Genomic DNA, 25,016 nt, shown 5'->3' with positions numbered 1-25,016 from the left:
GGTCCCCATGCGGTCGATGAGGTAGCGCCAGGCCTCGTCCATCTTGCCCAGGAACTCGTCGTCGCCGTGCTTGGCCTGCAGATCCGCGCCCATGCCGATGTGGGTGGTGCCCGCGATGCCGAACATGTTGAAGAGATCGGGCGCGAGCACGTTGAAGCCGAGGCCGGCCAGGCGGTAGGCGTCGATCTTGTAGTCGGCGGTCACCCCGTGCGCGTGGTGGACCATCAAGATACCCGGCCGCGTCCCGGGCGCGTCGGGATGCGCCAGGTAGCCGGGGATGCCGTCCTGCTCCTGCGTGACCATTCGCGCCACGACGTTCATGTCCGCTCCTTCATCGAGACCCGCCAGTGGATCCGGTCTTCCTCCGGCGGATAGTCGCCCGCCGCCTTGTGGTACGAGCAGCGATTGTCCCAGATGACGACGTCCCCCGTCCGCCACCGATGCGTGTACTGCCCCTCGGGCTGGATCATGCGCTCGGTCAGCTCGTCGATCAACGCGTCGCTCTCCGCCCGCTCCATGCCGTCTATATAGAGGATCTTGCCCGGGTCGAAGTAGAGGCCCTTGCGCCCGGTCTCGGGATGGATGCGGACGATGGGATGGAAGACCGGCGTCCAGTCGCGGTCCTCCTCGTTCAGCAGCGCGGTGGCCTTCTTCCGGCCGCCGTAGGTGAAGGCGCCCTTGTGGCCCTCGAGCCGGTCCTTCAGACGCGGCGGCAGCGCCTCGTAGGCGGCGTACATGCTGGCGAAGTGGGTGTCGCCGCCGCGGCTCGGCACCGCGAGGGCATAGAGCTGGGTGGCCTTGAAGGGCTCCTCGTCGTAGGCGCCGTCGGTGTGCCAGCCCTCGGCCCCGCGTCGGTAGATCGTCAGGTCGAGCGCGCCGTCGGGCCCGAACTTGTTCACCCCGAGCAGGGTGATCTCCGGGCGCTCGGGATGTCGCGTGCTCTTCGACGGGTGCGGGACCACCGGGCCGAAGCGGCGGCTGTAGGCGAGGAACTCGTCGATCTCGAGCGTCTGGCCCGGCACCACCGCCACGTTGTGATCGAGCCAGGCGCGGTAGATGCGGCCAAAGCCCGCGTCGTCGAGCGCGCGCACGTCCACGCCGAGGATCTCGACGCCGATCTGCGGCCCGAGCCGGCGGATCTCCATCACGCCTTGCTCGCGAGCGCGGCCTTCACGCGCTCCGGTCGGAACGGGATCGTGCGCAGCCGCACCCCGGTGGCGTCGAACACCGCGTTGGCCAGCGCCGCGCCCACCGGGGTGGAGGCGGCCTCGCCCGCGCCGAGCGGCGGCTGGTCGAGGCGCTGGATCAGCTCGAACTCGAGCCGGGGCACCTCCGGGAACGTGAGGATCGGATAGCTGGCCCAGTCCACCGTGGTCACGCGATTCCGGTCGTAGACGACCTCCTCGTGCAGCGCCCGCGAGAGCGTCTGCAGGATGTTGCCCTCGAGCTGCGCCTGCACGCAGTCCGGGTTGATCATGAGCCCGCAGTCCTGCGAGGCCACCACTCGCGTCACCCGGATGCGGCCGGTGGCGCGCTCCACCGCCACCTCCATGCCCATGGCCACGATGGTCTCCTCGTGCTTGTAGTGCACGTAGGCGAGGCCGCGCCCCGTGAGCACCGCGGCCCGCCGATCCATCGGCCGAGGCGAGGGCCGCGGCTGCCAGCCCATGCGCGCGGCGACGCGCTTGAGCACCTCGATGCCGCGCGGATTCGACAGCCGGCGCAGCCGGAACTCGAGCGGATCGATGCGAGCCAGCGCCGCGATCTCGTCGGTGAAGGACTCCACCGCGAACGTGTTGGCGATCTTGCCCGGCGCGCGCAGGGGCGACGTGCGCAGCGGCGCGTCCGCGATCCAGTGCACGACCGCGTTCAGGTTCGGCATCGCGTAGGGCGGATCGATGTTCTGGTAGATGAGGCCGGTCGAGCGCCCCGGCGTCTGCGGGATGCCGGCGGCGTCGAGGACCAGCAGCGGGAGATGGGGCAGATTGGCGGTGGCGATGGGCAGCCACGCTTGCGTCTCCCACGCCACGATCTCGCCGTCCTTGTCCACGGTGGCGCGCAGGTCCAGCATCTGGGCCGGGCCCTTCGGGTCGAGCCCGTGCTCCTCCTGCCGGCTCCACTGCACGCGCACCGGCCGGCCCACCGTCCGGGAGAGCAGCGCGGCCTCCATCGCCGCGTCGTCCGCCCCGTTGGCGCCGTAGGAGCCGGCGCCGTCCATATAGATGACGCGCACCCGGTCCCGCTCGACGCCGAGGGCGCCCGCCACGGTGTTCTGCAGGCCGTGCACGTTCTGCGACGCGCTCCACACCGTGACGCGGTCTCCGCGCACGTCGGCCACCCCGCACGACGGCCCGATCGAGCCGTGGGTCTGCATCGGCCACCGATACGAGGCGGCCAGGGTCCGGGCGCCCGCCGGCGGCGCGCTCAGCGCCGAGAGATCGCCGCGCTTCGCCACCTCCTGGTGGCGCTCTACCCGGCTCGCGCGCATGAGATCGAACTCGCGCGCGTGATCGGGCAGGCCGCCGCCCCCGCTCCACTGCGCTTTGATGGCGCCCGCCGCTCGCAGCGCATCCCACTCGCGCTCGGCCACCACCGCGAGGAAGGACCGGATGCGCACCACCCGCGCGCCCCGGACGCCCGCGATCGACGACTCGTCCACCGACTGCAGCGTCGCGCCCAGCGCGGGCGGGCGGATCACCCGCGCGTGCAGCATGCTCGGCAGCGCCAGGTCTTGCAGATAGCGGTGATGACCGGTCACCTTCTCCGGCACGTCCGGGCGCGGCAGCGAGCGGCCGATGAAGCGGAAGCGGTCGTGCGGCTTCAGCGGGGCCGCCGCGTCCACCTTCAGGTTGAACGTGCGATCGCCGATGAGGTCGCCGTAGCCGACCGAGGCGCCGCCGTCCTTCGCGCGCACCGCTCCGTCGGCGACCTCCAGATCGGCGGCGGGCCGGCCCAGCCGCGGCGCCGCCATCCCGATCAGGGCCTGCCGCGCGGTGGCGGCGGCGCGGCGAAGCTGGACGCCGCCGCGGGCCACCCCGTAGCTGCCGCCGGTGCCGCCCTGATTGGGCGTGAGCGCGGTGTCGCCCTCGATCATCGCGATGCGCTCCGGCGCGACGTCCAGCTCCTCGCCGGCGATCTGGCGCATCGCGATGCGCGAGCCGGTGCCGAGGTCCACCCGCCCCACGAAGATGGTGACGGTCCCGTCGCGCCCGATCGCGATGATCGAGTCCACCGCGTCCGGGGCCAGCGACTTGCCGAGAAACCGGTCGGCGTCGGGCATGGACTGCGCGTCCGACCGCTCCACGCCGTCGAGCCCACCGACCACCAGCACTGAGCCGGCGGCGAGCGTGCCGGCCAGGAAGGACCGCCGCGAGACCGGCGCCGCCATCTCAGCGGGCTCCCGGCGCCGCGCCGGCGGCCCGGAGCACCGCGCGGATGACCCGCGCGTGGCTGCCGCAGCGGCAGAGGTTGCCGGCCAGCGCGTCGCGCACCTGCTGCTCGCTCGGACGGGGCGTCCGGACGAGCAGCGCGCGGGCGCTCATCACCATGCCGGCGGTGCAGTAGCCGCACTGCGCGGCCTGCTCGCCGATGAATGCGGCCTGCAGCGGATCGGGCCGCTCGGGCGACCCCAGGCCCTCGATGGTCACCACCTCGTGGCCGACCACGGACGCGGTCGGCGCGATGCACGAGCGGACCGCCCGGCCGTCGACGAGCACCGTGCACGCCCCGCACTGGGCCAGCCCGCATCCGAAGTGGGTGCCGGTCAGCTTCAGGTCGTCCCTCAGCACGTAGAGGAGCGGGACGTCGGGATCGTCGGAGTCGACCTCGCGGGTCGCCCCGTTCACCTCGAGCGTCAGCTTGGCCATGTCGCGGCTTACTGCCACGGGGCGCGCCCGGCGCTCGCGCGCTCGAGCCAGCGCCGGTCGCGCGGCGAGGCCCGGCGGGCGAGACGGCGGCTCACGAGGCGCGTGGCGTCGTCGTAGCGCTCGGTCTCGAGGTAGCAGAGGATCATGGTCTCCTCGAAGATCTCCCACTGCGCGTGACTGCCCCCGATGCGGTGCATCTCGGCCTCGACCGGCTCGAAGTGGCGAAGCGCCCCCGCGAAGTCGCCCGCCGCGAAGGCGCCGGCCCCCTCCACGAGCGGCAGCACCACCCGCCCCGCGAACGGATGTCCCTTGTCGTCGAGGGCGCGCAACCCGTCCTGGAGCCGCGTCAGCGCCGCCTCGTCGCCGCTGGCCGCGTAGGCCAGCGCGGCGTGAGCCTCGCCGAAGAGATACCCGGGACGCGACACGCGCCCCGCGATGTCGGCGAGCGCGCGCCACGGCAGGGGCTGCTCGCTGGCCCCGTCGAGCCGGAGGCGCCAGAGGAGCGCGGTGCCGTCGGTCATGGTGGAGCGCGGATTGCTCGCTCCCACGATGTCGCGGCCGAAGATCTCGAGCGCGCGGGCGTAGCGTCCCTCGTGCAGCGCGAACATCGCCTGGTGCCAGGCGAGATGGCAGTGGAAGTGCGCGCGCCGATCGTAGCCGGCCATCCAGCCGTCGAGGAACGCGGCCCCCGCGTCGATGTCGAGCGTCTCGAAGGCGATGTGGGCCAGGTTGTGGGCGGCGCTCGCATTGGCGGGATACTGGCGGAGCGACGCCTCCGAGAGGCGTCGGGCCTCCTCGAAGCGGTCCACCTCGTGATAGGTGAACGAGAGCGCCGACTGGAACCACCAGTCGTCGCCGTAGGCGGGAGCGAGCCGCTCCAGGAAGGCCACCCGGTATGGCTCGCGGTCGGGCCGGCCGGCCAGCGCGATCGCGCTGCTGGCCTGGTTGACGAGGACCGCGTCGCGCGGAAACTCGGCCACGTGCTCGTCCACCAGCGCGAAACCGCGCGCGCTGTCGCCGTCCACGAAGGCGCCGAGCGCCGCGATCTGCTGCCGCTCGCGCCGCGTGGCGCCGGCCACCGTGTCCTGGGCGCGGCCGATCGCGCGGCGCGTGGCCGCCCCGTCCCCCTGGACCATGGCGAGGAGCGCGACGCCGGCGTGGGCCACCGCCAGGCGCGGATCGGCGGCCAGCGCCGCGTCGAAACACTCCTCGGCCCCCGGGGCATAGGCGAGGAGCCGGTCCATGCCGTCCTGGAAACGATCGAGCGCGGTGGACGAGTCGGTCGAGACGGGGAGGCCGTAGCGATCGGTCAGCGGCATGGGTCCCTCACACGAGGAGAGTGAGCGGCTCCTCGATCAGATCCGCGAGCGCGCCCAGGAACTGAGCGCCGCGGGCGCCGTCGAGGGCGCGATGGTCGCAGGACAGGGTCAGCACCATGGTCGGCTGCACCGCGGGCTGCCCGTTGACCGGGACCACCCGGTCCGCGATGCGGCCGACCGCGAGGATCGCGGCCTGCGGCGGATTGACGATCGCGCTGAACGCGTCCACGCCGTACATGCCGAGGTTGCTGATCGTGAACACGCCGCCCTGTATATCGGCGGGCCGCAGCTTGCCGGCCTGGGCGCGGGTGACCAGCTCCTCGCGCCGCGCCGCGATGTCCTGCAGCCCGAGCGTGTCGGCGCGATGGATCACCGGCACCACGAGGCCGTCCTCGAGGGCGACCGCGAGGCCGACGTTGATCTCGGCGTGGCGTTCGAGCGCGCCGTCCTTCCACGAGACGTTGACGCGCGGATGCTGGGCGAGCGTCGCTCCCACCAGCTTGACGAGCAGGTCGGTGTACGTGATGCGCGCGCCGGTCTGCTTGCGCGCCGTCTCGAGCCAGGATCGCAGCCGCGCGACGTTGACCTCGCGGACCAGGTAGAAGTGCGGCGCGCTGGTCCACGACGCGGTCATCCGCTCGGCCATGATCCGCCACACCGTCCCCACCCGCTCGCCCGCCGCCACCTGAGGAGCCACCCGTACGCGCTCCGCCACACCCTCTCCCCCCTGGGGAGAGGGCAGGGTGAGGGGCACATCCACCGCGATCACCGCCCCGCCCGGCCCCGATCCCGTGAGCCCGCGGAGATCGATCCCACGCTCCGCGGCGAGCCGGCGCGCCTTCGGCGACGCCGCGACCAGGCGTCCGCCGCGCCCGTTGCCCGCGGTCGCCACGGCCTTCTGGCCCTCCACGTAGGCGATCACGTCGGCCTTCTCGATCTTGCCGGTGGCGGTCTTGATGCGCGCGAGGTCGACGCCGTGCTCTTCCGCGACTTTTCGCGCGAGGGGGGAGGCCTTGACGCGGCCATCGGACCCCTGACCACTGGGCCCCTCACCCTGCCCTCTCCCCTGAGGGGAGAGGGAGGAGATTGCACTCCCCTGAGGGGAGAGGGAGGAGGGGGCGCTTCCTGGAGGAGAGAGGGAGGAGGGGGCGGCGGAGTCGGTGGGGGCGGCGATGATGGCGATGGTGTGGCCGACCGGGACGATGTCGCCCTCCCGGGCGGTGACGTCGCGGAGGATGCCGGTGGCCGGCGCCTCGATCTCGACCGTGACCTTGTCGGTCTCGATCTCCACGATCGGCTCGCCCTTGCGTACCGTGTCCCCGGGCGCCTTCATCCAGCGCAGGACCTTGCCGGTCTCTTGCGCCAGCTCCAGCGCGGGCATGATGACGTTGGTCGGCATCGCGCTATCTCGTCAATCCACCCACCGACCCTAGCGGCGGCACAGCGCGCGGGCCGCCTCGAAGACGGTCCTCTCCGACGGCACCGTCAGATCCTCCAGCACGGGCGAGAATGGCACCGGCACGTCCATGGCGCCCATGCGCTTCACCGGAGCGTCGAGATGATAGAAGGCGCCGTCCGCGATCACCGCGGCGATCTCGGCGGTCACCCCGTAACGCTCGTAGCCCTCGTCCACCACCAGCGCGCGCGACGTCTTCTTGGCCGAGTCGATCAGCGTCTGCTTGTCGAGCGGCCACGTCGTGCGCGGATCGATCACCTCCGCGCTGATGCCGGCGTCCTCCAAAAGCTTGGCGGCCCCGAGTGAAACTGGGACCATGCTGCTGGTGGCGACGATGGTGATGTCGCGGCCCGCGCGCTTCACCTCGGCCACCCCGAACGGGATCGTGTAGTCGCCCTCGGGCACCGGCCCCTTCACGCGGTACATCATCTTGTCCTCGAAGATCACCACCGGACTGTCGTCGCGGATCGCGGTCTTCATGAGCCCCTTGGCCTCGTACGGCCCCGAGGGCAGCGCGACCTTCAGCCCGGGGATGTGGCTCACCCACGCGTGGAGCGACTGCGAGTGCTGCGCGGCCGAGCGGCGGGTGGCCCCGAGCGTGGTGCGGAACACGATCGGCACCTTGATCTTGCCGCCCGACATGTAGTGCGCCTTGGCGGCCTGGTTCACCATCTGGTCCATGGTCAAGGTGATGAAGTCGCCGAACATGACGTCCACCACCGGCCGCATGCCGGTCATCGCGGCGCCCACCCCGATACCCGCGTAGCCCGGCTCGGAGATCGGGGTGTCGATGATCCGGTCGGTGCCGAACTCCTGCACGAGCCCGACCAGGGTCTTGAAGGGATGCCCGGCCTCGGCCACGTCCTCCCCGATGAGGAAGACCCGGGGGTCGCGCCGCATCTCCTCGGCGATGGCTTCCTTGACCGCTTCACCGTACGTCAGCTCTCGCTCGCTCATGCGCATCTCCTCGTCGACGACTCTATTCGATGACGCGGTCGGCCCGGACCAGGATCGACTGCGGGACGGTCAAGCGCAGCTTCTCGACCCCCACGTCGGGCTGGCCCACGTAGGACACCCAGCCGATTCGCGCCGGCCCGGCCGCGCGCTGGGCGAGCGCGGGCGCGGCGTGCAGGGCCACGAGTCCCGGAACGAGGGCGAGCACGGCCCGGCGCGAGAGCGTTCTCCTCCGTCCGGGCACCGCTGATCTCATGGAGCCTCCGATGTGTCGCGCCGTCTGAGCCGCCGGTGGCCTATCCTATCCCAAGACGTCGGCATCGGCATGACTCGGCTATACTGTCGGGCACCCAAATTCGCACACTCTCCTCGGAGGTATCTATGAAGCGTGTCGGGACGACGCTCGGGTTGTCGCTGGCCATCGCGATGGGCGTCGTGGCGTGCGCCTCCATGTCGGGGGGCGGACGTGACCACGTCGCCCGCGCGGTTCAGGCTCAGGGCGGCACCGACGCCATGGCCAAGGTGAAGACGATCTCCCAGAAGGGGACGGAGCGTCAGTGGGCGCCCGAGCAATCGGCGGTCGCCGGCGGCGAGATGCGCTTCGCGAACCAGGCGACCATGGAGTCGGTGACCGACGTGACCATGCGCGCCACGCGAACGGACTGGGTCCGCGACTTCCAGTACCCGGCGCCGAACAAGTTCACCTTCAGCGAGGTCGTGACCGCCCAGGCCGGCTACGTCGCCGGCATCGACAGCGGCGGCCGCACCAGGCAGAGCCTGGAGTCGAATCCGCCCGCGCACACCATGTCCGGGCTCCGCCTGGCCGCGTCCCAGCGCGAGCTGGTCCGCACCTCGCCGCTCCTGGCCTTCGAGATGCAGCAGAATCCCGACCGCGTCTCCGCCGCGCCCGACGTCACGGTCGGCGGCGTGACCTACAAGGCGGCCGCCTACCGGGTGGGCGCCCAGACGCTCACCGTGATGTTCGATCCCGCCACCGGGCTGCCCGCGCGAGTCCGCTCGTTCGACTACGACAACGTCTGGGGCGACGTCACCTACGATCTGGTGCTGTCGGACTGGCAGGTCGTGGACGGCGTGCGCGTGGCCACCAGCCGGAAATACGAGCTCAACGACCGGATGATCGTGGAGACCAAGATCACCGAGACGAAGCTCAACGCGCCCATCGCGGCGGATCGGCTCCAGATCCCGGCCGCCTATCTCACCGGGGCCCCCAAGCCGGCCACCGAGCGCGTGCCCTACCAGTGGGTGCTTCGCCGCCAGTTCATCGGCGCCTATCTCGACTCCGACGCGCCGAGCTATGACACCCGCGCCTCGCCCGGCCTGCGGATGGTGCAGCTGGGCCCCGGCGTCCAGCACGTGGTGGGCGGCTCGCACAACAGCCTCATCGTGGAGATGAAGGACTACCTGGTGGTGTTCGACGCGCCGGTCTCCGACTGGCAGTCGAACTGGACGCTCAGCGCCGCGCACGCGAAGTACCTCAAGAAGCCGGTGAAGTATCTCGTGCTCACGCACCACCACATGGACCACACCGGCGGCCTGCGCGCCTACGCGGCCGACGGGGTGACCATCGTGACCGGCAAGGGCACCGCCGAGCACTGGAAGCGCGTCCTCGCCGCGCCCTTCACGCGCAATCCCGACGTGGCCTCGCAGGACCTGGGCCGCACTCCGATCGTCGAGGTGGCCGACAAGTGGACGATCACCGACGGCCAGCGGCAGGTCGAGGCCTACGTCATCGCCCCCAATCCGCACGCCGACGGCATGATGATCGGCTACGTCGTCGACCAGAAGCTGGGCTTCGTCACCGACATCTGGAGCCCGGGCGCGCCGCTGGGAGACAAGCTCAACCCACTGCAGGCTTCGCTGGTGGCCGGCGTGAAGAAGGCGGGCATCCAGCCCACCAAGTTCGCGGGCGGCCACGGCTCGACCGCCGACTACGCCACCCTGACCGCCCTCGACGGCAAATAGACTGGGGTCAGGTCTTGCATTACGACATTTTCGTGCCTCGCGACGATGTCGCGTGGCGCGGCAAAAATGTCGTAATGCAAGACCTGACCCCGAACTGATCGATCAGTCGCGGCGAGGGGGAGTGACCGGGCGGCGCTGCGGCAGGGCGATCTGGCGGAGGTGGTCCAGGTCGATCGCCGGCATCTCGAGGCTGAGCGCGCGCAGCACGCCATTGGCGAGGTCGTTGTAGTCGGTGAACGCGCGGCGCAGGCGCCCGCGCCATGCCATGAGGCCGCCGTTGGCGTGCAGCTCGAAGGCGGACTCGCGACCGTCCAGGGCCGACGCCACGTGATCGGCGGCCAGCTGCAGCAAGGCCGCGCGCTGCAGCGCGGTGTACTCACCGCCGCCGAACGATTCCTCGAGCCCCGCCGCCACCTCGGGTGAAGCCAGGTCCTTGTCCGACGGCGCCACCACCAACGACGAGCCGGGCACGATCCGCAGGATCTCCGCCATGCGCTGCCGCGCCTTCTGCATCGCGATGCTGCCCGCCGCCACGTGGACGCGGCCGGGCATGGAGTAGCCCGCCGCCGACGCGTCGGGATCGAGCTCGGCCGCGGCCTGACAGCTCCGCACGGTCTGCACGTCCACCACCAGGTCGATCAGATGCTCGATGGTCGGCTCGTGGTCGCGGAGCCCCATCGCGTGGGCGCACGCCAGCGCGAGGCCGAGGGTGAACTCGGCCTTGGCGAGCCACGCGTAGAGCTGATGCCAGAAGCACCACGCCGCGATCGGATCGGGCGAGGCCTCGGTGAGGAACACGCGGTCCCACGGCACCAGCACGTCCTCGAGCCACATCTGCCCGTCCAGCTCGTCGAAGCGGCTGCTGAGCGGGGCCAGGAACGGATTCGCGTGCCGGGCCGAGAGTTTTCGACACAGGACGGTGACGCCTCGCGCGCTCACCGGCACCACGAACGTGGCCCGGTGGCCGTCGCGGTCCACTCCGCAGTGAGCGCCGATGTAGACGTCCTCCGCGTAGACCGGGCTCGTGTGCATGCCCACCTTGCCGCTCAGCACGAGCCCCGCGTCCGTCTCGCGCACGACGCGGAGCGCCGCGCGCTGATCGGGATCCTCGCGGAGTCGATAGCCGATCGTGGCGGCGCCGGCCGAGAACGTGAGAAAGCGGCCGGTGCGCGCGAGCAGGTCGCGATACGCCGCCGCGCTCGCGACCTGGTCCGGCGAGACGTTGCGCTGCCGGACCACGTCGTGAATGCCGAGCGCGATGAGGTTACCGTAGCCGGGCGTGTGGGTCATGTTGCCCGCGGTCAGGAAGATGGTCGCCGCGTAGCTGCGCCCCATCGCGCGCAGGTCCGCCGCGCTCCCGGGCAGTGCGAAGGCCCACGGCGCCCGCGCGCCGCTCGCGTCGGGCGGGGTGAGGAGCACCTCTCGCCACTCGGGATCGTGGTGCCGGTCGTACCACGCGGCGTACTCGTCGACCATCGCGCGGGTGGCCGGATGGACCGTCACGTCCTCGATGAGCCCCTCGCCGACGACCCAGACCCGGCGGCCGTCGCGCAGGGCTTCGCGGTACTCGCCGCCGGTCCTCACGAGAGCTTCGGCATGACCTGCTCGACGAACCGCCGCATGGTGGTCTCGACCTCGGCGCGCGGCAGCATCGAGCCCTGGTCGAACCAGCAGATCACCTGCGAGAGCGAGAACTCCTCGATCACCGCCTGCAGCCGGTCGACCACCTCGGCGGCGTCGCCGAACACCGCCTGATCGCGGAAGAACTTCTCGTAGGGCAGATTCGCGAGGGTGTCCTGGATGATCTTCAAGCGCGGCAGGTGCTCGGCGTAGGAGTCGGGCAGCGCCGAGAAGATGGTGCGGAGGTTCTCGTAGTACTTGCGCACGCCCGGTCGCATCGCGTCGCGGGCCGCGCCCCCGGTCTCGCCCACGTGCACCGGCAGCATCAGCGCCATCTGGTCGGGCTGCCACGCGTGCCCGCCCGCGGCCAGCCGCTCGCGATAGAGGGCCGTGAACTCGCGCAGCTGGGGCAGCGGCGTGGTGGTGGTGCCCGAGTAGATCGGCAGGCCGAGGCCGCCGATGTGGGCGAAGCTCTCCGCGGAGTGCACCGCAACCCGGATCGGCGGGTGCGGCCGCTGGACCGGGCGGGGCACCACGGACACGTCCTCCACCTGGTAGTGCGCACCCGCGTAGCTGAACCGCTCGCGCGTCCAGGCGAGCCGGATGATGTCGAGCGCCTCGACGAATCGGCTGCGGCTCTCGGACAGCGGCACCCGGAAGCCGTGAAACTGGCTCGGGATGGAGCCGCGCCCCACCCCCAGCTCGAGCCGCCCGCCCGAGAGGAGGTCGGCGGTCGCGGCCTGCTCGGCGCAGGCCAGCGGGTGGTGCAGCGGCAAGAGCGTCACCGCGGTACCGATGCGGATGCGCGGGGCGCGCTGGGCGATGACCGGCACCGCCATGAGCGGGTTCGAGAGCAGCGAGAAGGCGCCGCCGAAGTGCAGCTCGGCCAGCCACGCCACGTCGAAGCCGAGCGTGTCGGCGAGGCCGATCAGCTCGATCATCTCCGCGTAGCGCTGGACGTGACTCTGCCCCGGCGCCTCCGGAGCCTGGAAGAACAGGCCGAACTTCACGCGGCCGCGACCTGCGCGGTGGTGGGGCCGTCGCCCATCAGGGTAGTGCGCCGCACGTCGCGCGGCTCGTGCTCGGGGAACGGCCGCGCGCGATGCATGGTCTGGCGGTTGTCCCACATGACCAGATCGCCGACGCGCCACCGGTGCGAGTAGACGAACTCGCGCTGGGTCGCGATCTCGTTGAGATCGCGCAGGAACGCGCGCGCCTCCGGCACCGGCCAGCCCACGATGTCGCCGGCGTGGGAGGAGAGATAGAGCGACTTGCGCCGGTGGCCGGGATGGGTGCGCACCAGCACCTGGCGCACCGGCGTGAAGCGCTCGCGCTCCTCGTCGGTGAACTCGGTGAAGCCCAGCAGCGAGCGCGAGTAGAGCTGCGAGTGCTCGCAGATCAGGTCGGCGACGCGGTCCTTGGTCTCCTGGTCGAGGGCGTCATAGCCGGCCCGCATGTCCGCGAACTCGGTGTTGCCGCCCCTCGACGGGATCGCGCGCGCATGCAGCAGCGAGTACTTCGCGGGGACCATCTTGAAGGAGCTGTCGGAGTGCCAGAGACGGTTGCCGAGCGAGAAGAGCCGCGTGCGGCTGTCGCGCGCGAACACCTGGTTGTTGACGTCCAGGTTCGACACGTCGGCGAAGGTGGTCGGCAGCCGGTACTGCTCGCGCAGGCCGGTGCCGATGGCGTGCTCGATCTCGCCCAGGCTGCGCGTGAAGGCGAGCTGCTGCTCGTCGGTGAGCGGCTGGTCGTGGAAGACCAGTACCGCGTACCGATCCATGCCCGCGTGCACCGCGGCCACCTCGTCCGGTGACAGCGGCCGGGTCAGGTCGAGGCCGTCGACCTCGGCCGCCAGGCAGGGTCCCACCTGACGGAAGCTCACCGCGCCGATCGTCTGGGTCGCCATGCCGGGGAGAGTGCCCGGCGGTCCGGCCCTCGTCAAGTGGACTCGGTCGCCGACCGGCCTCGACCCGGCGGGGCCGGGTGTGGTACGCATGGGGCCCGATGAGCGCCCAGGCCCTGACCGGCATCCGCGTCGTGGACGTCACCAACAACCAGGCGGGTCCCTCCTGCGGCCAGATGCTCGCCTGGCTCGGAGCCGACGTGATCAAGGTGGAGGAGCCCGGCCGCGGCGACGTGGCGCGCTACTCGCAGCGGGACCGGCCGGACGCCGACGCGCTCTTCTTCCTCGCCTTCAACGCCAACAAGCGGAGCCTCACGCTGAACCTCAAGCATCCGGACGGCCAGGCCGTCTTCCGCGCCCTGCTCCGGACCGCGGACGTGCTGCTGGAGAACTTCGGCCCCGGGGTCATCGAGCGCCTGGGTTTCGGCTATCCGGCGGTGCGTGAGATCAACCCGCGCCTCGTCTACGCGTCGATCAAGGGCTTCGGCACCTACGGGCCGTATCGCGACTACAAGAGCTACGAGCCGATCGCGCAGGCGATGGGCGGGGCGATGAGCGTCACCGGATTCGCGGACGGGCCGCCGACCTTCACCTGGCCGTCCATCGGCGATTCCGGCACCGGCATGCACTGCGTGATCGGCATCCTCGCCGCCCTCATGCAGCGGCACGCGACCGGCGAGGGGCAGCGGGTCGAGGTCTCGATGCAGGACGCGGTGGTGAACCTGATCCGGGTGAGCCTGCGCGATCACCAGCGCTTCGGCCGGGTCATGGAGCGCACCGGCAACCAGCTGGGCGCGAACGTGCCCGGCACCACCTACCGCTGCCATCCCGGCGGCCCCAACGACTACGTGTTCGTCTTCGTCCAGCAGCAGATGTGGCACCCGCTGCTGAAGGCCATCGGCCGCGACGACCTGATCGGCGACGCGCGCTACGAGACGTCGGAGGCGCGCGCCCGTCACCGCGACGAGGTCAACCGCTTCGTGGAGGAGTGGACGTCGCGGCGCGCGAAGCACGACGTGATGGCGATCCTGGCCGGCGCCGGCGTGCCCTGCGGGGCGTGTCTGGACACCGGCGAGGTGCTCACCGATCCGCACCTGCTCGCCCGCGACATGATCGTCGAGGTCGACCACCCGGTGCGGGGACGCTTCGTCACCGTCGGCAATCCAATCAAGCTCTCGGCGTCGTCGACCACGATTCGGCCGTCGCCCCTGCTCGGCGAGCACCGCGGAGAGATCCTCGCCGAGCTGGGCTACTCCGACGAGCAGATCCGCGCGCTCGAGAAGGACGGCGCGATCTAGCCCCCACCCTCTCCCCCTTGGGGCAGGGTGAGGGCTCGGGCGAGAGGGACATCAGGTCACGGCCGCGTCGATCAGCACGACCTTCTTGAAGCTCATGCGCAGCCCGCCGTCCACGCGCCGCAGGCGGCACGCGCCGCGCCCGACCCACCAGTGCATCTCGGGCTGCGCACACCGCTAGGCATACACGTCTTCGTCCACCTGCTCCGGCTTCGGGAACGGGGCGTCGAGCGCGTACTGCACGCCCTTCTCGATCTCGGTCTTCACGTCGGCGTGGATCCGGTCGAAGACCGTCTGCTCGGCGAGGCGCTGCTGCAGCAGCCGGGAGGCGAGGGTCTGGAGCGGATCGCGATTGGTCATCCAGTCGCGCTCCTCGTCCCGCGTGCGGTACTCGCGGTTGACGTCGCCGACGTGGTGGCCGTAGTAGCGGTAGGTCTTGCACTCGAGGAACGCGGGCCCCTCGCCGCGGCGCGCGCGCTCCACCAGCCGCTTCATCGTGGCGAACACCGCCTGCACGTCCTGGCCGTCCACGCTCTCCGCGTGCACCCCGACCGCGCGCGGGCGCGAGAGGATCTCGCCCGCCACCGTCTCGGTGCCCGGGGTGTACTCGCCGTAGAGGTTGTTCTCGCAGACGTAGATCACCGGCAGCTTCCACAGCGCGGCCATGTTCATGCACTCGTAGAGGAGCCCCTGCCCGAGCGCGCCATCGCCGAAGAAGCACACCGCGACCTGGCCGCTCCCGCGCATCTTCGCGGAGAGCGCGGCGCCGGTGGCGATACCCGCGGACCCCCCCACGATCGCGTTGGCGCCGAGGTTGCCGGTCTCCGGATCGGCGATGTGCATCGAGCCGCCCTTGCCGCGGCAGTAGCCCGGCTCCTTGCCGAGCAGCTCGGCGAACATCCGGCTCACCGAGGCGCCCTTGGCCAGGCAGTGGCCGTGGCCCCGGTGCGTGCTCGTGATGAAGTCGTCGCGCTTGAGCGCCTCGCACACGCCGACCGCGACCGCCTCCTCCCCCACGTAGAGGTGGGCCAGGCCCGGCATCTTGGCGCCCTTGTACAGCTCGTTGACCTGCTCCTCGAAGGCGCGGATCTTCGCCATCTGCCGGTACATGTGCAGGTGCTGCTCCAGCTCCAGCCTTGGCTCCGTCATCTGGGTGCTCACGGTCGCTCCTCCCGGGGGCGGGTCGTCGGTGGTCTCGTGGCATGCTGCCCCCCCGGAGGCGCGGAGTCAAGGCGCGAGGAGGTGAGGTATTCTCTCCGGGTGACCATCGACGTCCACACCCACATCTTCCCGAGCGCCTGGCCGGATTTCGCGGCCCGCTACGGCGGCGATCGCTGGCCGCGCCTGGATGGCGATCCCGCGTCGGGCTGCCGCCTGTATCTGGGCACGACGCTCAACCGCACGCTCACCCCGCACGCGTTCGATCCGATGCGGCGGGTCGAGGACATGGACCGGACCGGCGTGGAGCGGCAGCTGCTCTCCCCGGCTCCGCCCACCTTCTGCTACTGGGCGCCCGGCCCGGCCGCGGCCGAGTGGTGCCGCATGCAGAACGACGCGATCGCCGAGCTGGTCGCCCGCAGTCCCCGCCGCTTCCTGGGCGCGGGCGGGCTGCCGCTACAGGCTCCGGATCTGGCGGTCAAGGAGCTGGAGCGGGTGGCGACGACGCTCCGCTTTCCGGCCGTGGAGCTCGGCGCCAACGTCGGCGGCCTCGACCTCGACGACGAGAGCCTGAGCCCGGTGTGGGACGCGGCGGCCGCGCTCGGCATCGCCATCTTCGTGCACCCGCAGGCCCCGATCCTGGGCGACCCGCGCTTCCGCAAGAACAACCTCACCCAGGTGGCGGGCTTCCCGCTCGAGACCGCGCTGGCCATGACCCGCGTGATCTTCGGCTCGGTGCTCGAGCGCTGGCCGCGCATCCGCTGGTGCTTCGCGCACGGCGGCGGCGCGTTCGCCTACATCCTGCCGCGGCTCGACAGGGGCTGGGAGGCGATCGGCGAGGCCCACCGCGCCATCGCCCAGCCGCCCAGCGCCTACGTGCGCCGCGTCTGGGTGGACTCGCTGACGCTCTCGCCGAAAGTCCTCGCCTTCGCTCTCGACACCTTCGGGCCCGAGCGCATCGTGCTGGGCAGCGACTATCCGTTCAAGATGGGCGTGGACGATCCGGTGAGCGCGCTCGAGGCGCTCGGGCTGGACGCGGCCACCCGCCGCCGCCTGACCCGCGACAACGCGCGGGAGTTCCTCGCGCTGCCCTGAGCGAGACCGAGGAGACCGCCCGGCCATGAACTTCGGAACGTTCCTGCTGATGCAGTCGCCCTCTGCGCGGCCCTCCCGAGAGATCTACGCGCGCGCGATCGAGACGGCGCTCGCCGCCGAGCGCCTCGGCTTCGACAACATCTGGCTCGCCGAGCACCACTTCTCCACCTACGGGTACCTCTCCCGCCCGGTGCAGCTGGCCACCTACATCGCGGCGCGGACCACGCGCTTGCGCGTGGGCACCGCGGTCATCGTGGTGCCGCTGCACCACCCGCTGGTGGTGGCCGAGGAGATCGCCACGCTCGAGACGCTGGCCCCGGGCCGAATCGACATCGGCCTGGGTCGCGGCTACCAGCACTACGAGTTCGAGCGCTTCGGCCTGGAGCTGGAGAGCGGGCGCGCGCGGTGGGAGGAATCCGTCGACATCATCCTGAAGGCGTTCGAGGGCAAGCCGTTCGCCTACGACGGCAAGCTGTTCAAGATCCCGGAGACGACGATCTTCCCGCAGCCGACCGGCTCGCGCCCGCCGATCTGGATCACCGCGCAGAGCCCGGACTCGGTGGAGGGCGCGGTGCGCCGCGGGTTCAACGTGCTGACCGGCGGCTTCGGCGTGCCGGTCGAGCGCATGGCCGAGTTCCGCCGGCTGTTCGACCGCATGGTGGCCGAGGTCAAGCCCGACCCGCCGCTCCGGGTGGGCGTGCAGCGCGCGGTGTACGTGACCACCGACGAGGCCGACGCCCGTGCCGCCGCCGAGGAGGCGCGCTGGAACATGCGCGTGACGCTCAGCCTGCGTCATCACTATGAACGCGTCGAGGGCGGACAGGCCGTCCCGGTGCCCGCGCCCACCGAGCCCACCGTGGACGATCTGCTCGACCGCTACCTGGTCATCGGCACGCCCGAGACCTGCATCCGCCAGATCCAGCGGCTGCAGCGTGAGGTCGGCATCACCCACTTCAACTGCAGCTTCTGGTTCGGCGACCTCGAGCAGTCGCGCGTGCTGCGCTCCATGGAGCTCTTCGCCCGCGACGTCATGCCCGCCTTCTCCTGACTCTTCCCTCTCCCCTCGGGGGAGAGGGCAGGGTGAGGGGTCGCTTCATCGCGCGAGGCCGGCGGGTGACGTCGGGGTCGCCCGCCCGTCTCCCGTGAACCGGAGCAGTAACGGCCTAACCGCAGCCACCACGAGCGCCTCCGCGACATGCGCAGTGAGATCCGCCTGCGCCCGGGGCGCGGGTCACGAATCGCAAAGGCGCGGGATCGAGCGCGGCGGCGCGGGTGGCTCCGGCGAGTGGGTGGAGGAGGCCGAGCCGCCCGCGCGACCCCCGACGACAGGACCCGCGCCGCCGCGCGCGATCCCGCGATCGGCCCCGCGCGATCCCACGCCGGCGCGCTGTGCTATGCTCCGGGCGCGATGGCGGTCCACGAGCCGCGCCGCGAATGGCCGGGCGCGTCACTGGCGCGGGTGCCGTACTGGGTCTACCAGGACGAGGGCAACTACCGCGCGGAGCTGCGCCGCATCTTCGAAGGCCCCACCTGGAGCTACGTCTGTCTCGAGTCCGACCTGGAGAAGCCCGGTGACTACCGCACCACGTTCGTCGGCGAGATGCCGGTCATCGTGGTGCGCGGCGCCAACGGCGCGATCCACGCCTTCGAGAACCGTTGTGCCCATCGCGGCGCGCTGATCGCGCTCGACGACGGTGGCCACACGGGCCGCCACTTCCAGTGCGTGTACCACGCCTGGAGCTACGACCTCGAGGGCACCCTGATCGGCATCGCGTTCGAGAAGGGATCGAACGGACGCGGGGGCATGCCGGCGTCGTTCTGCAAGGCCGACCACGGGCCGCGCAAGCTGCGCACCGCGGCGCTGAACGGCCTCGTCTTCGCGAGCCTCTCGCCCGACGCCCCGCCGCTCGAGGCCTATCTCGGCGACGAGGTGCTGGGGCGCGTGCGCCGGGTGCTGCGCCGCCCGCTGCGGGTGATGGGCCGCTTCGTGCAGGCGCTGCCCAACAACTGGAAGCTCTACGTCGAGAACGTGAAGGACACCTATCACGCGAGCCTGCTGCACGCGTTCTTCGGCACGTTCCGCATCACCCGACTCACCCAGGGCGGCGGCGTGCTGGTGAGCCCCGACGGCGGTCACCACGCCAGCACCACCATCGCGCGGGCCGACGACGCCCGCAGCACCGCCTATCGCGATCAGGGCATCCGCTCCGAGAAGGAGCAGTACCGGCTGGCCGATCCGAGCCTGCTCGACGCGGTGGACGAGTTCGGCGACGGCATCCAGCTGCAGATCCTCACCGTGTTCCCGGGCTTCGTGCTCCAGCAGATCTCCAATTGCCTGGCCGTGCGGCAGGTGCTGCCGAAGGGCCCGAGCGCGATGGAGCTGCACTGGACCTATCTGGGCTTCGCCGACGACACCGACGAGATGCGCCGCCGCCGGCTCAAGCAGTCGAACCTGGTCGGCCCCGCCGGCTACGTGTCGATGGAGGACGGCTGCGTGGGCGGCTTCGTCCAGCGCGGCGTGGCCGCGGCGGGCGAGGCGCTCTCGGTGGTCAACATGGGCGGCGAGGGCGCCGAGTCGCAGGAGACGCGCGCCACCGAAGCCTCGGTGCGCGGGTTCTGGAAGGCGTATCGCCGCTACATGGGCCAGTGACGTGCTGGCCGAGCGGGTCACCCAGCTCAACGCCGCCTACGCGCGCGCGATCGACGACGACCGGCTCGAGCAGTGGCCGGAGTTCTTCACCGATCCGTGTCTCTACAAGATCACCTCGGCCGACAACTACCGCCGCGGCCTCGAGGCGGGCCTCGTGTACGCCGACACGCGCGGGATGCTGCAGGACCGCGTGGCCGCGCTCCGCGAGGCCAACATCTACGAGCGGCAGGTCTATCGCCACCTGGTCGGCCTCCCCGCCATCAGCGCCGACGCCGACGGCGCGGTGCGCGCCGAGACGCCGTTCCTGGTGGTGCGGGTGATGCGCGACGGGACGATGGATCTGTTCGCCACCGGCCGCTACGTCGACACCATGGTGGACGAGGGCGGCGCGCTCCGCTTCCGGGAGCGGCTGGTGGTCTGCGACAGCAGTCGCGTGGACACGCTCCTCGCGATCCCGCTCTGACCCGCGACGGCCGCGCGCGGTGAAACCGCTGAAAGGGCCCCGGAAGACGACCGCCGGATGATGGCCCATTCAGCCTTGTTTATCCGTGGTTTACGGAGACAGAACCGGCGCTATGCACAGACCTATCCACACGCTGTGGATAGACCACGGTCCCCTCGATACGGGGGGTGCGCGGCTCGGCCGGGCTCGCTCGGACTAGCCCTTCGCCAGCTTCTCGACGCCTCGGCGCGACAGGCCCGCCACACGCTGCAGGAGCAGCTTGATCTTCCGCTCCGAAACCTGGTCCGCGAGGATCAGCTTCTTCGATTTGGTCCGGTTGACGATATAGGCGACCCAATCGTCGAGATCGGGCGTGCCGCGCCATGCAATGGTGAGCCCGCTGTGCCGTAGTGACCTGCGGCCTTCGACTTTCGCGAGAGGCTTGCGACTCGCCTGCATGACCCGAGCAGCCTAGTGAAGCGGTGGGTGATGTGTCAAGACGATGACGAAGAAAGTTCTGTGAATAAATGTGGATAACATTTCGGGAGGACACGACACGATGATCATCGAGAAGAAGCTCGACGCGCTCGGCCTCACGCTGTTCGACGTGGATCGGCAATATCGCGCCAATGCTTCCGGCGCGCGCTTCATGTCTCACTTGACCGTCAACAACGTGCTCTATCTCTCGGGCACCACGCCGGTGAAGGACGGCGCGCCGCATCTCACCGGCGTCGTCGGCGCGGAGCTGTCGATCGAGCAGGGCTACGAGGCGGCGCGTTACGCGCTGCTCTCGAGCCTGGCCGTCGTCAAGTACGCGCTGGGCGATCTCGATCGCGTGCAGCAGGCGGTGCAGCTCATCGGCTTCGTGAACTCGGCGCCCGGCTTCGCCCAGCAGCCCCGCGTGATCAACGGCGCCACCGATCTCCTGGTCGAGCTGTACGGCGACCGCGGCAAGCCCACGCGCGCGGCCATCGGCTGCCAGGGCCTCGCCCTGAATCATTCCGTCGAGGTCGTGCTCACCGTGCTCTTCTCCGGCGACGGGGTCACGCCGCCGCTGGCGCGCGATCACTACGTGAAGTAGGCTCGCGACCGTCATGACCGCTCGCCCCGCCCGGCCCGCCGCCCGGACCCTGCCCGACCTGCTCGACGAGATGGCCGCGCGCCAGCCCGCGCACGAGCTGATCGTGGACAGCGAGGGGGCCCGGCGGCTGACCTATGCGGAGACGCGCGCGCAGGTGCGCGAGCTGGCCGGGGGGCTCCTGCGCGCCGGCGTGAAGCGCGGCGACATGGTGGCCATGCTCATGAACAACCGGCCGGAGTGGCTGCTGGTCGGCTTCGCGGTGACCATGCTCGGCGCCACGCTGGTGCCGATCAGCACGTGGTCACGCCCGCGCGAGCTCGAGTACGTGCTGAACCACTGCGAGGCCTCCCTGCTGATCACCATCCCGCGCTTCGGCGGACAGGACTACCTCGCCGCGCTGGCCGAGCTGGGCGGGCCGGGCGGCGCGCGCCTGCCCCATCTCCGCCGCGTGGTCGTCGTCGGCGAAGAGGTCGCGGGGCTCTCCACGCTCGACGCGCTGTGGGCGCCCGGTCGGGACGTGGACGCCGAGGAGATCGACGCGGCCCGGCGGCCCGTCTCGCCCGAGGACGTGGCCTACATCCTCTATACGTCGGGCACGACCTCGACGCCCAAGGGCGTGCAGCTCTGCCACGGCGGGCTCGTCGAGAACACCTGGAACATCGGCGAGCGCCAGCGCCTGACGCCGGCCGACCGGATCTGGATGGGCATCTCGCTCTTCTGGAGCTTCGGCTGCGCCAACGGCCTCCTGGCCGTGATGACCCACGGCGGCACCATCGTCCTGCAGGAGCAGATGGACGTCGCGGCGGCCCTCGCCCTGATCGAGCGCGAGCGCTGCAGCGTGTACTACGGCACGCCCAACATCGCCCAGGCCCTGATCGAGCACCCGGAGCGGCCACGCCGCGACCTCTCCTCGCTGCGCACCGGCGCGGCCATCGGGGCGCCCACCGCCATGCAGATGGTGATGGACCTGGGCGCGCGCGAGATCTGCAACGTGTACGGTCTGACCGAGTGCTACGGCAACTGCTCGGTGACCGACGCGCACGATCCCGCCGAGATCCGGCGCACCACCGTGGGCTACCCACTGCCCGGCATGGAGATTCGCGTGGTGGACCGCGAGACCCGGCGGCCCCTGCCGCCGGGCGAGGTGGGCGAGATCCTCGTGCGCGGCCATCTCACGCCCGGCTACTATCGCGATCCCGAGCGGAACGCGGTGTCCTTCGATGCCGACGGGTTCCTGGTGACCGGCGATCTGGGATTCGTCGGCGACGACGGCCGGCTGCGCTTTCGCGGGCGGATCAAGGAAATGGTCAAGACCGGCGGCATCAACGTCGCTCCGCTCGAGGTCGAGGAGGTCCTGATGGGTCATCCCGCGGTGGAGCAGGCCTACGTGGTCGGCCTGCCGGATCCGCGGCGGGAGGAGATCCTCGTCGCGGTCGTGGTGCTGCGCCCGGACCAGCGGGCGGAGCCGGAGGCCCTGCGCGCGCTCTGCAAGGACGCCCTCGCCGCCTACAAGGTGCCGCAGGAGATCCACCTCGTCACGCGGGATGACTTGCCGGTCACCGGCACCGGCAAGGTCCAGAAGTTCCGGCTCGCCGAGCGGCTGGCGTCCGCGCGCGGCCCCGGACCGGCCTGAGACCGAGGCCCGAGACCGGGGCACATTATTTCCGGGCATCTTCTTCCCGGCTCGCTTCGGCGCGCTCCCCGCCGCGGGCGGGAGTCTCGCAATTCTGATGGGCTGCGAGTGGGCATGAGCCTTGCCACCTGTCGGCCGCATGGGGGACAGCATCGTCGGACCGATCCTCGAGCGCGACGGTGACCGCCTCCGGGTGGGCTCCGTGTCCCCGCTCTTCCTGCCGGTCGGCACCCGCTGCGACCTGCGGGTCGGCACCCTGGTCCGGGTGACGATCCGGCACCACGACGGTCGGGACGAGATCGCGTCCATCCAGCCACTTCCCGAACTCGCTTGAGCCGGGGTATTCCCAGACCCGTGCCCACGATCCGTCGACACGTCGTGCCTACCACCAAGGTGCTGCGCTGTAGCGACGTCATCTCGCGGTGCCCGGTGGTGATCGAGGGACCGAATGAGAAGGACGTGTTGGCCCGCGGCAAGGACCACGTGCGGGTGGATCACGGCATGCGGATCATCCCGGCCCCGATGCTGGCCCGGCTCCGGGGCGCCATCCACGACAAGAAGCGCCCGCGGTAGCGGGCTCAGGACGTCGCGCGTACGCCCGCGGCGGCGAGACGGGGAAAGACCACGTCGCGGAAGCCGGCGATCTCCCGGGCGGGCGGCGCGAAGGTCAGCAGCGGCATCAGGTAGAGGCTCCGCACTCCCAGCGCGGCCAGCTCGGTGATGCGCGCCGCGCACTGGGCCGCCGTGCCGATCAGTCCCATCGCCTCGCAGAGCTGGGCCACCACCTCGTCCGGCACGAAGGAGGTCGCGGCGATGGCCGCCTCCCAGTCGTGCGCGTGCGACAGATCCGGGTAGACCTTCCACACCGCGTCCGGCACCGTCAGGGGCGGCAGGCGCAGCCCCGCCGGCTCGAGCCAGTAGCCGCCCCAGCGCAGGATGCCCCAGTGCACCGCGGTCGGGCGCGCCTCGCGCAGCGCCTCGGCCGTCGTCGGCAGGGTGGCGGTGCGCACCGCCCAGATCACCTCGAGGTCGTCGACCCGGCGACCGGCGCGCTTCGCGCCGCGCTCGAGGTGCTCGAGCGCGCGGGCCACGATGCCGCGGTTGGCGCCGACCAGCAGCAGGGCGCCGTCGGCGATCTCGCCGGCCAGCTCGATCGCCTTCGGCCCGGAGGCGGCCATCAGCACCGGGATGCGCCGGCCACTGGCGTAGCCGAGGCGCCCGGTGCGGTCTCCGAATCGCGCGCCCTCCCCCGCGAGCAGCGTCTTCACGGTGCCGATGCACTCGCGCATCTCGTCGAGGCGGGCCGCCTTGCGACCGATGGTGCTGGCCGACGTGTAGCCGGTGCCGATCACGAACTTCACGCGTCCCGGCGCCAGCTCCTCCACGGTGGCGATCGCGGAGGCCAGCACCGAGGGATGGCGGGTGAACGGATTGGTGACCGCCGGGAACAGGGCGAGCCGTGAGGTGTGCGTGGCGGCCTGGCCGAGCGTGACGAAGGTGTCGCGGCTCAGGAGCTGGCTATCGAGGATGCCGGTGCCGTCGAAGCCGGCGGCCTCGATGGACTGGATCAGCCGCATCAGCTCCGGCATCGGCGCGGTGCCGGGCACCCGGATGTGGACCTGCACCGGCGCGGCCATCAGTCGTAGCTCGGCCGGCGCTTCTCGAGGAACGCGGCCACGCCTTCCTTGAAGTGCGCGCTGGCCCGGACGCGATCGCCCAGCTCCTGCTCCATCGGCTCCCGCGACCGCACGTGGTCGGCGATGGTGGCGCTGATCTGCCGCTTCACCGCCTGCACCGCGGACGGGCTGTGGGCCGCGATCTGGTCGGCCGTCTCCAGCGCCCAGTCCATCAGTCCCTCGGCGGGCACCACCCGGTTGATCAGACCCAGGCGCGCGGCCTCGGCGGCGTCGATCAGCCGCCCGGTGAGCAGCAGGTCCATCGCGTGCACGTGGCCGATCTGCTGGGGCAGCTTCACGGTGGCTCCGCCGAAGGGATAGATCGACCACTTCACCTCGGGCAGCCCGAAGCGGGCGTGGGGCGCGGCGGCGCGGATGTCGGTGGCGAGCAGCAGCTCCACGCCGCCGCCCACGCAGTCGCCGTTGACCGCGGCCACGATCGGCTTGGCGTACGCGTCGTATTTCAGCAGCGCGTGACTCACCACCCGCGCGGTCTCGACCGAGGCGCTCAGGTCGCCACTGACGTCGGCGCCCGCGCAGAACGCGCGGCTCCCCGCTCCGGTGAGCACGATGCACCGGCACGGGCCGCTCTCCAGCTCGTCCCATCGCCGGGCCAGCTCTCCCATCATGGCTCGCGTCATCGCGTTCAGCCGCGGCTGGTTGTCGATGGTGACGATCGCCACGTGCCGGCCGTGCGCGGTGACGCGGATCTCCACCGGCTCAGGCTCCCGGGACGACCACGATCTTGCCGTGCGCGCGGCGGTCGGTCAGGAGCTTGATCGCCTCCACGGTGCGCTCCAGCGGCAGGCGGTGGCTGATGCACGGCTTCAGCTTGCCCTCGGCGTACCAGCCCAGCAGCGCGTCCACCGAGCGGCGCAGCTTGTC

25 protein-coding genes are annotated in these 25,016 nt (G+C 71.1%); 10 read left to right on the top strand and 15 right to left on the bottom strand.

Annotated features, from left to right (window positions below; genetic code table 11):
* From VKN16_11050 to VKN16_11015, 8 genes are all read right to left on the bottom strand, one after another.
* A partial coding sequence (locus tag VKN16_11050) for a dienelactone hydrolase family protein (GenBank protein HME94740.1) occupies positions 1 to 321 on the bottom strand: 321 nt, incomplete at its 3' end.
* Positions 318 to 1,145, bottom strand: a complete 828-nt coding sequence (locus VKN16_11045; GenBank protein HME94739.1) for a TauD/TfdA family dioxygenase — start codon at positions 1,143 to 1,145, stop codon at positions 318 to 320. The genes VKN16_11050 and VKN16_11045, both read right to left, overlap by 4 nt.
* Positions 1,145 to 3,388, bottom strand: a complete 2,244-nt coding sequence (locus VKN16_11040; protein HME94738.1) for a molybdopterin cofactor-binding domain-containing protein — start codon at positions 3,386 to 3,388, stop codon at positions 1,145 to 1,147. The genes VKN16_11045 and VKN16_11040 overlap by 1 nt, the downstream gene beginning before the upstream one ends.
* 1 nt (position 3,389) lies before the next feature.
* The gene (locus VKN16_11035; protein HME94737.1) at positions 3,390 to 3,866 is read right to left on the bottom strand and encodes a (2Fe-2S)-binding protein; all 477 of its coding nucleotides are present in this window, start codon (positions 3,864 to 3,866) and stop codon (positions 3,390 to 3,392) included.
* 8 nt (positions 3,867 to 3,874) lie between these two features.
* A complete protein-coding gene (locus tag VKN16_11030) occupies positions 3,875 to 5,185 on the bottom strand; it encodes a hypothetical protein (protein ID HME94736.1) in 1,311 nt (436 codons plus the stop codon).
* A 7-nt stretch (positions 5,186 to 5,192) separates the two neighbouring features.
* The gene (locus VKN16_11025; protein ID HME94735.1) at positions 5,193 to 6,584 is read right to left on the bottom strand and encodes a 2-oxo acid dehydrogenase subunit E2; all 1,392 of its coding nucleotides are present in this window, start codon (positions 6,582 to 6,584) and stop codon (positions 5,193 to 5,195) included.
* A 30-nt stretch (positions 6,585 to 6,614) separates the two neighbouring features.
* Positions 6,615 to 7,598, bottom strand: a complete 984-nt coding sequence (locus VKN16_11020) for an alpha-ketoacid dehydrogenase subunit beta (GenBank protein HME94734.1) — start codon at positions 7,596 to 7,598, stop codon at positions 6,615 to 6,617.
* A 22-nt stretch (positions 7,599 to 7,620) separates the two neighbouring features.
* Positions 7,621 to 7,851, bottom strand: coding sequence for a hypothetical protein (locus tag VKN16_11015; GenBank protein ID HME94733.1), 231 nt, complete (start codon positions 7,849 to 7,851; stop codon positions 7,621 to 7,623).
* Positions 7,852 to 7,976: 125 nt separating this feature from the next.
* On the opposite strand from VKN16_11015, the gene VKN16_11010 reads away from it, so the two are divergent.
* The gene (locus VKN16_11010) at positions 7,977 to 9,578 is read left to right on the top strand and encodes an MBL fold metallo-hydrolase (GenBank protein HME94732.1); all 1,602 of its coding nucleotides are present in this window, start codon (positions 7,977 to 7,979) and stop codon (positions 9,576 to 9,578) included.
* A gap of 102 nt (positions 9,579 to 9,680) precedes the next feature.
* Here the strand turns inward: VKN16_11010 and VKN16_11005 are convergent, their stop codons facing one another.
* From VKN16_11005 to VKN16_10995, 3 genes are read right to left on the bottom strand one after another with little or no spacing between them, the layout of a single operon-like run.
* Positions 9,681 to 11,162, bottom strand: coding sequence for a 4-hydroxyphenylacetate 3-hydroxylase N-terminal domain-containing protein (locus VKN16_11005; protein ID HME94731.1), 1,482 nt, complete (start codon positions 11,160 to 11,162; stop codon positions 9,681 to 9,683).
* On the bottom strand, positions 11,159 to 12,208 hold the full coding sequence (locus VKN16_11000; GenBank protein HME94730.1) for an LLM class flavin-dependent oxidoreductase: 1,050 nt from the start codon (positions 12,206 to 12,208) through the stop codon (positions 11,159 to 11,161). The genes VKN16_11005 and VKN16_11000 overlap by 4 nt, the downstream gene beginning before the upstream one ends.
* Positions 12,205 to 13,104, bottom strand: a complete 900-nt coding sequence (locus VKN16_10995) for a TauD/TfdA family dioxygenase (GenBank protein HME94729.1) — start codon at positions 13,102 to 13,104, stop codon at positions 12,205 to 12,207. Before VKN16_10995 ends, VKN16_11000 begins: the two co-directional genes overlap by 4 nt.
* Positions 13,105 to 13,202: 98 nt before the next feature.
* On the opposite strand from VKN16_10995, the gene VKN16_10990 reads away from it, so the two are divergent.
* Positions 13,203 to 14,399 carry a formyl-CoA transferase gene (locus tag VKN16_10990; protein HME94728.1) on the top strand — a complete coding sequence of 399 codons (1,197 nt, stop codon included), beginning with the start codon at positions 13,203 to 13,205 and terminating at the stop codon, positions 14,397 to 14,399.
* Between the two features lie 174 nt (positions 14,400 to 14,573).
* Here the strand turns inward: VKN16_10990 and VKN16_10985 are convergent, their stop codons facing one another.
* Positions 14,574 to 15,545, bottom strand: a complete 972-nt coding sequence (locus tag VKN16_10985) for a thiamine pyrophosphate-dependent dehydrogenase E1 component subunit alpha (GenBank protein ID HME94727.1) — start codon at positions 15,543 to 15,545, stop codon at positions 14,574 to 14,576.
* Positions 15,546 to 15,638: 93 nt separating this feature from the next.
* On the opposite strand from VKN16_10985, the gene VKN16_10980 reads away from it, so the two are divergent.
* The 4 genes from VKN16_10980 to VKN16_10965 all read left to right on the top strand — a co-directional run bounded on the left by VKN16_10980 (position 15,639) and on the right by VKN16_10965 (position 19,762).
* On the top strand, positions 15,639 to 16,649 hold the full coding sequence (locus tag VKN16_10980; protein ID HME94726.1) for an amidohydrolase family protein: 1,011 nt from the start codon (positions 15,639 to 15,641) through the stop codon (positions 16,647 to 16,649).
* Positions 16,650 to 16,674: 25 nt separating this feature from the next.
* On the top strand, positions 16,675 to 17,697 hold the full coding sequence (locus VKN16_10975) for an LLM class flavin-dependent oxidoreductase (protein HME94725.1): 1,023 nt from the start codon (positions 16,675 to 16,677) through the stop codon (positions 17,695 to 17,697).
* A gap of 360 nt (positions 17,698 to 18,057) precedes the next feature.
* Positions 18,058 to 19,299: an aromatic ring-hydroxylating dioxygenase subunit alpha gene (locus VKN16_10970; GenBank protein HME94724.1), complete on the top strand. Its 1,242-nt coding sequence runs from the start codon at positions 18,058 to 18,060 to the stop codon at positions 19,297 to 19,299.
* Between the two features lies 1 nt (position 19,300).
* The gene (locus VKN16_10965) at positions 19,301 to 19,762 is read left to right on the top strand and encodes an aromatic-ring-hydroxylating dioxygenase subunit beta (GenBank protein ID HME94723.1); all 462 of its coding nucleotides are present in this window, start codon (positions 19,301 to 19,303) and stop codon (positions 19,760 to 19,762) included.
* A gap of 195 nt (positions 19,763 to 19,957) precedes the next feature.
* On the opposite strand, the gene VKN16_10960 is transcribed toward VKN16_10965, so the two are convergent.
* Complete coding sequence (locus tag VKN16_10960; GenBank protein ID HME94722.1) at positions 19,958 to 20,200, bottom strand: hypothetical protein; 243 nt, start codon at positions 20,198 to 20,200, stop codon at positions 19,958 to 19,960.
* Positions 20,201 to 20,300: 100 nt separating this feature from the next.
* Here VKN16_10960 and VKN16_10955 point away from each other — a divergent pair, with 100 nt between their 5' ends.
* The 4 genes from VKN16_10955 to VKN16_10940 all read left to right on the top strand — a co-directional run bounded on the left by VKN16_10955 (position 20,301) and on the right by VKN16_10940 (position 23,028).
* Positions 20,301 to 20,822, top strand: a complete 522-nt coding sequence (locus tag VKN16_10955) for a RidA family protein (GenBank protein ID HME94721.1) — start codon at positions 20,301 to 20,303, stop codon at positions 20,820 to 20,822.
* Between the two features lie 13 nt (positions 20,823 to 20,835).
* Positions 20,836 to 22,455 (top strand): AMP-binding protein, encoded by a 1,620-nt coding sequence (locus tag VKN16_10950; protein HME94720.1) that lies wholly within the window; start codon positions 20,836 to 20,838, stop codon positions 22,453 to 22,455.
* A gap of 139 nt (positions 22,456 to 22,594) precedes the next feature.
* Entirely contained in the window at positions 22,595 to 22,789 is a 195-nt protein-coding gene (locus tag VKN16_10945) for a hypothetical protein (protein HME94719.1), read from the top strand.
* A gap of 44 nt (positions 22,790 to 22,833) precedes the next feature.
* Positions 22,834 to 23,028 (top strand): DUF1059 domain-containing protein, encoded by a 195-nt coding sequence (locus tag VKN16_10940; protein HME94718.1) that lies wholly within the window; start codon positions 22,834 to 22,836, stop codon positions 23,026 to 23,028.
* Positions 23,029 to 23,033: 5 nt separating this feature from the next.
* Here the strand turns inward: VKN16_10940 and VKN16_10935 are convergent, their stop codons facing one another.
* A complete protein-coding gene (locus tag VKN16_10935) occupies positions 23,034 to 24,092 on the bottom strand; it encodes an LLM class flavin-dependent oxidoreductase (GenBank protein ID HME94717.1) in 1,059 nt (352 codons plus the stop codon).
* Entirely contained in the window at positions 24,092 to 24,847 is a 756-nt protein-coding gene (locus VKN16_10930) for an enoyl-CoA hydratase-related protein (GenBank protein ID HME94716.1), read from the bottom strand. Before VKN16_10930 ends, VKN16_10935 begins: the two co-directional genes overlap by 1 nt.
* Between the last annotated feature and the right edge of the window lie 169 nt (positions 24,848 to 25,016).

Source organism: Candidatus Methylomirabilota bacterium, from assembly GCA_035315345.1.
Lineage (GTDB): Bacteria > Methylomirabilota > Methylomirabilia > Rokubacteriales > CSP1-6 > CAMLFJ01.
This window is presented reverse-complemented; position numbering and strand designations above follow the sequence as displayed.

Excerpts from the sequence above, each read along its gene's own strand:
- VKN16_10955 (HME94721.1), top strand. The coding sequence starts at position 20,301 with ATGATCATCGAGAAGAAGCTCGACGCGCTCGGCCTCACGCTGTTCGAC.
- VKN16_10975 (HME94725.1), top strand. The coding sequence starts at position 16,675 with ATGAACTTCGGAACGTTCCTGCTGATGCAGTCGCCCTCTGCGCGGCCC.
- VKN16_10985 (HME94727.1), bottom strand. The coding sequence starts at position 15,545 with ATGACGGAGCCAAGGCTGGAGCTGGAGCAGCACCTGCACATGTACCGG.
- VKN16_10995 (HME94729.1), bottom strand. The coding sequence starts at position 13,104 with ATGGCGACCCAGACGATCGGCGCGGTGAGCTTCCGTCAGGTGGGACCC.
- VKN16_11045 (HME94739.1), bottom strand. The coding sequence starts at position 1,145 with ATGGAGATCCGCCGGCTCGGGCCGCAGATCGGCGTCGAGATCCTCGGC.
- VKN16_10950 (HME94720.1), top strand. The coding sequence starts at position 20,836 with ATGACCGCTCGCCCCGCCCGGCCCGCCGCCCGGACCCTGCCCGACCTG.
- VKN16_11010 (HME94732.1), top strand. The coding sequence starts at position 7,977 with ATGAAGCGTGTCGGGACGACGCTCGGGTTGTCGCTGGCCATCGCGATG.
- VKN16_10990 (HME94728.1), top strand. The coding sequence starts at position 13,203 with ATGAGCGCCCAGGCCCTGACCGGCATCCGCGTCGTGGACGTCACCAAC.
- VKN16_11025 (HME94735.1), bottom strand. The coding sequence starts at position 6,584 with ATGCCGACCAACGTCATCATGCCCGCGCTGGAGCTGGCGCAAGAGACC.
- VKN16_10945 (HME94719.1), top strand. The coding sequence starts at position 22,595 with ATGGGGGACAGCATCGTCGGACCGATCCTCGAGCGCGACGGTGACCGC.
- VKN16_10970 (HME94724.1), top strand. The coding sequence starts at position 18,058 with ATGGCGGTCCACGAGCCGCGCCGCGAATGGCCGGGCGCGTCACTGGCG.
- VKN16_11040 (HME94738.1), bottom strand. The coding sequence starts at position 3,388 with ATGGCGGCGCCGGTCTCGCGGCGGTCCTTCCTGGCCGGCACGCTCGCC.
- VKN16_10935 (HME94717.1), bottom strand. The coding sequence starts at position 24,092 with ATGGCCGCGCCGGTGCAGGTCCACATCCGGGTGCCCGGCACCGCGCCG.
- VKN16_10960 (HME94722.1), bottom strand. The coding sequence starts at position 20,200 with ATGCAGGCGAGTCGCAAGCCTCTCGCGAAAGTCGAAGGCCGCAGGTCA.
- VKN16_11020 (HME94734.1), bottom strand. The coding sequence starts at position 7,598 with ATGAGCGAGCGAGAGCTGACGTACGGTGAAGCGGTCAAGGAAGCCATC.
- VKN16_11035 (HME94737.1), bottom strand. The coding sequence starts at position 3,866 with ATGGCCAAGCTGACGCTCGAGGTGAACGGGGCGACCCGCGAGGTCGAC.
- VKN16_11015 (HME94733.1), bottom strand. The coding sequence starts at position 7,851 with ATGAGATCAGCGGTGCCCGGACGGAGGAGAACGCTCTCGCGCCGGGCC.
- VKN16_11030 (HME94736.1), bottom strand. The coding sequence starts at position 5,185 with ATGCCGCTGACCGATCGCTACGGCCTCCCCGTCTCGACCGACTCGTCC.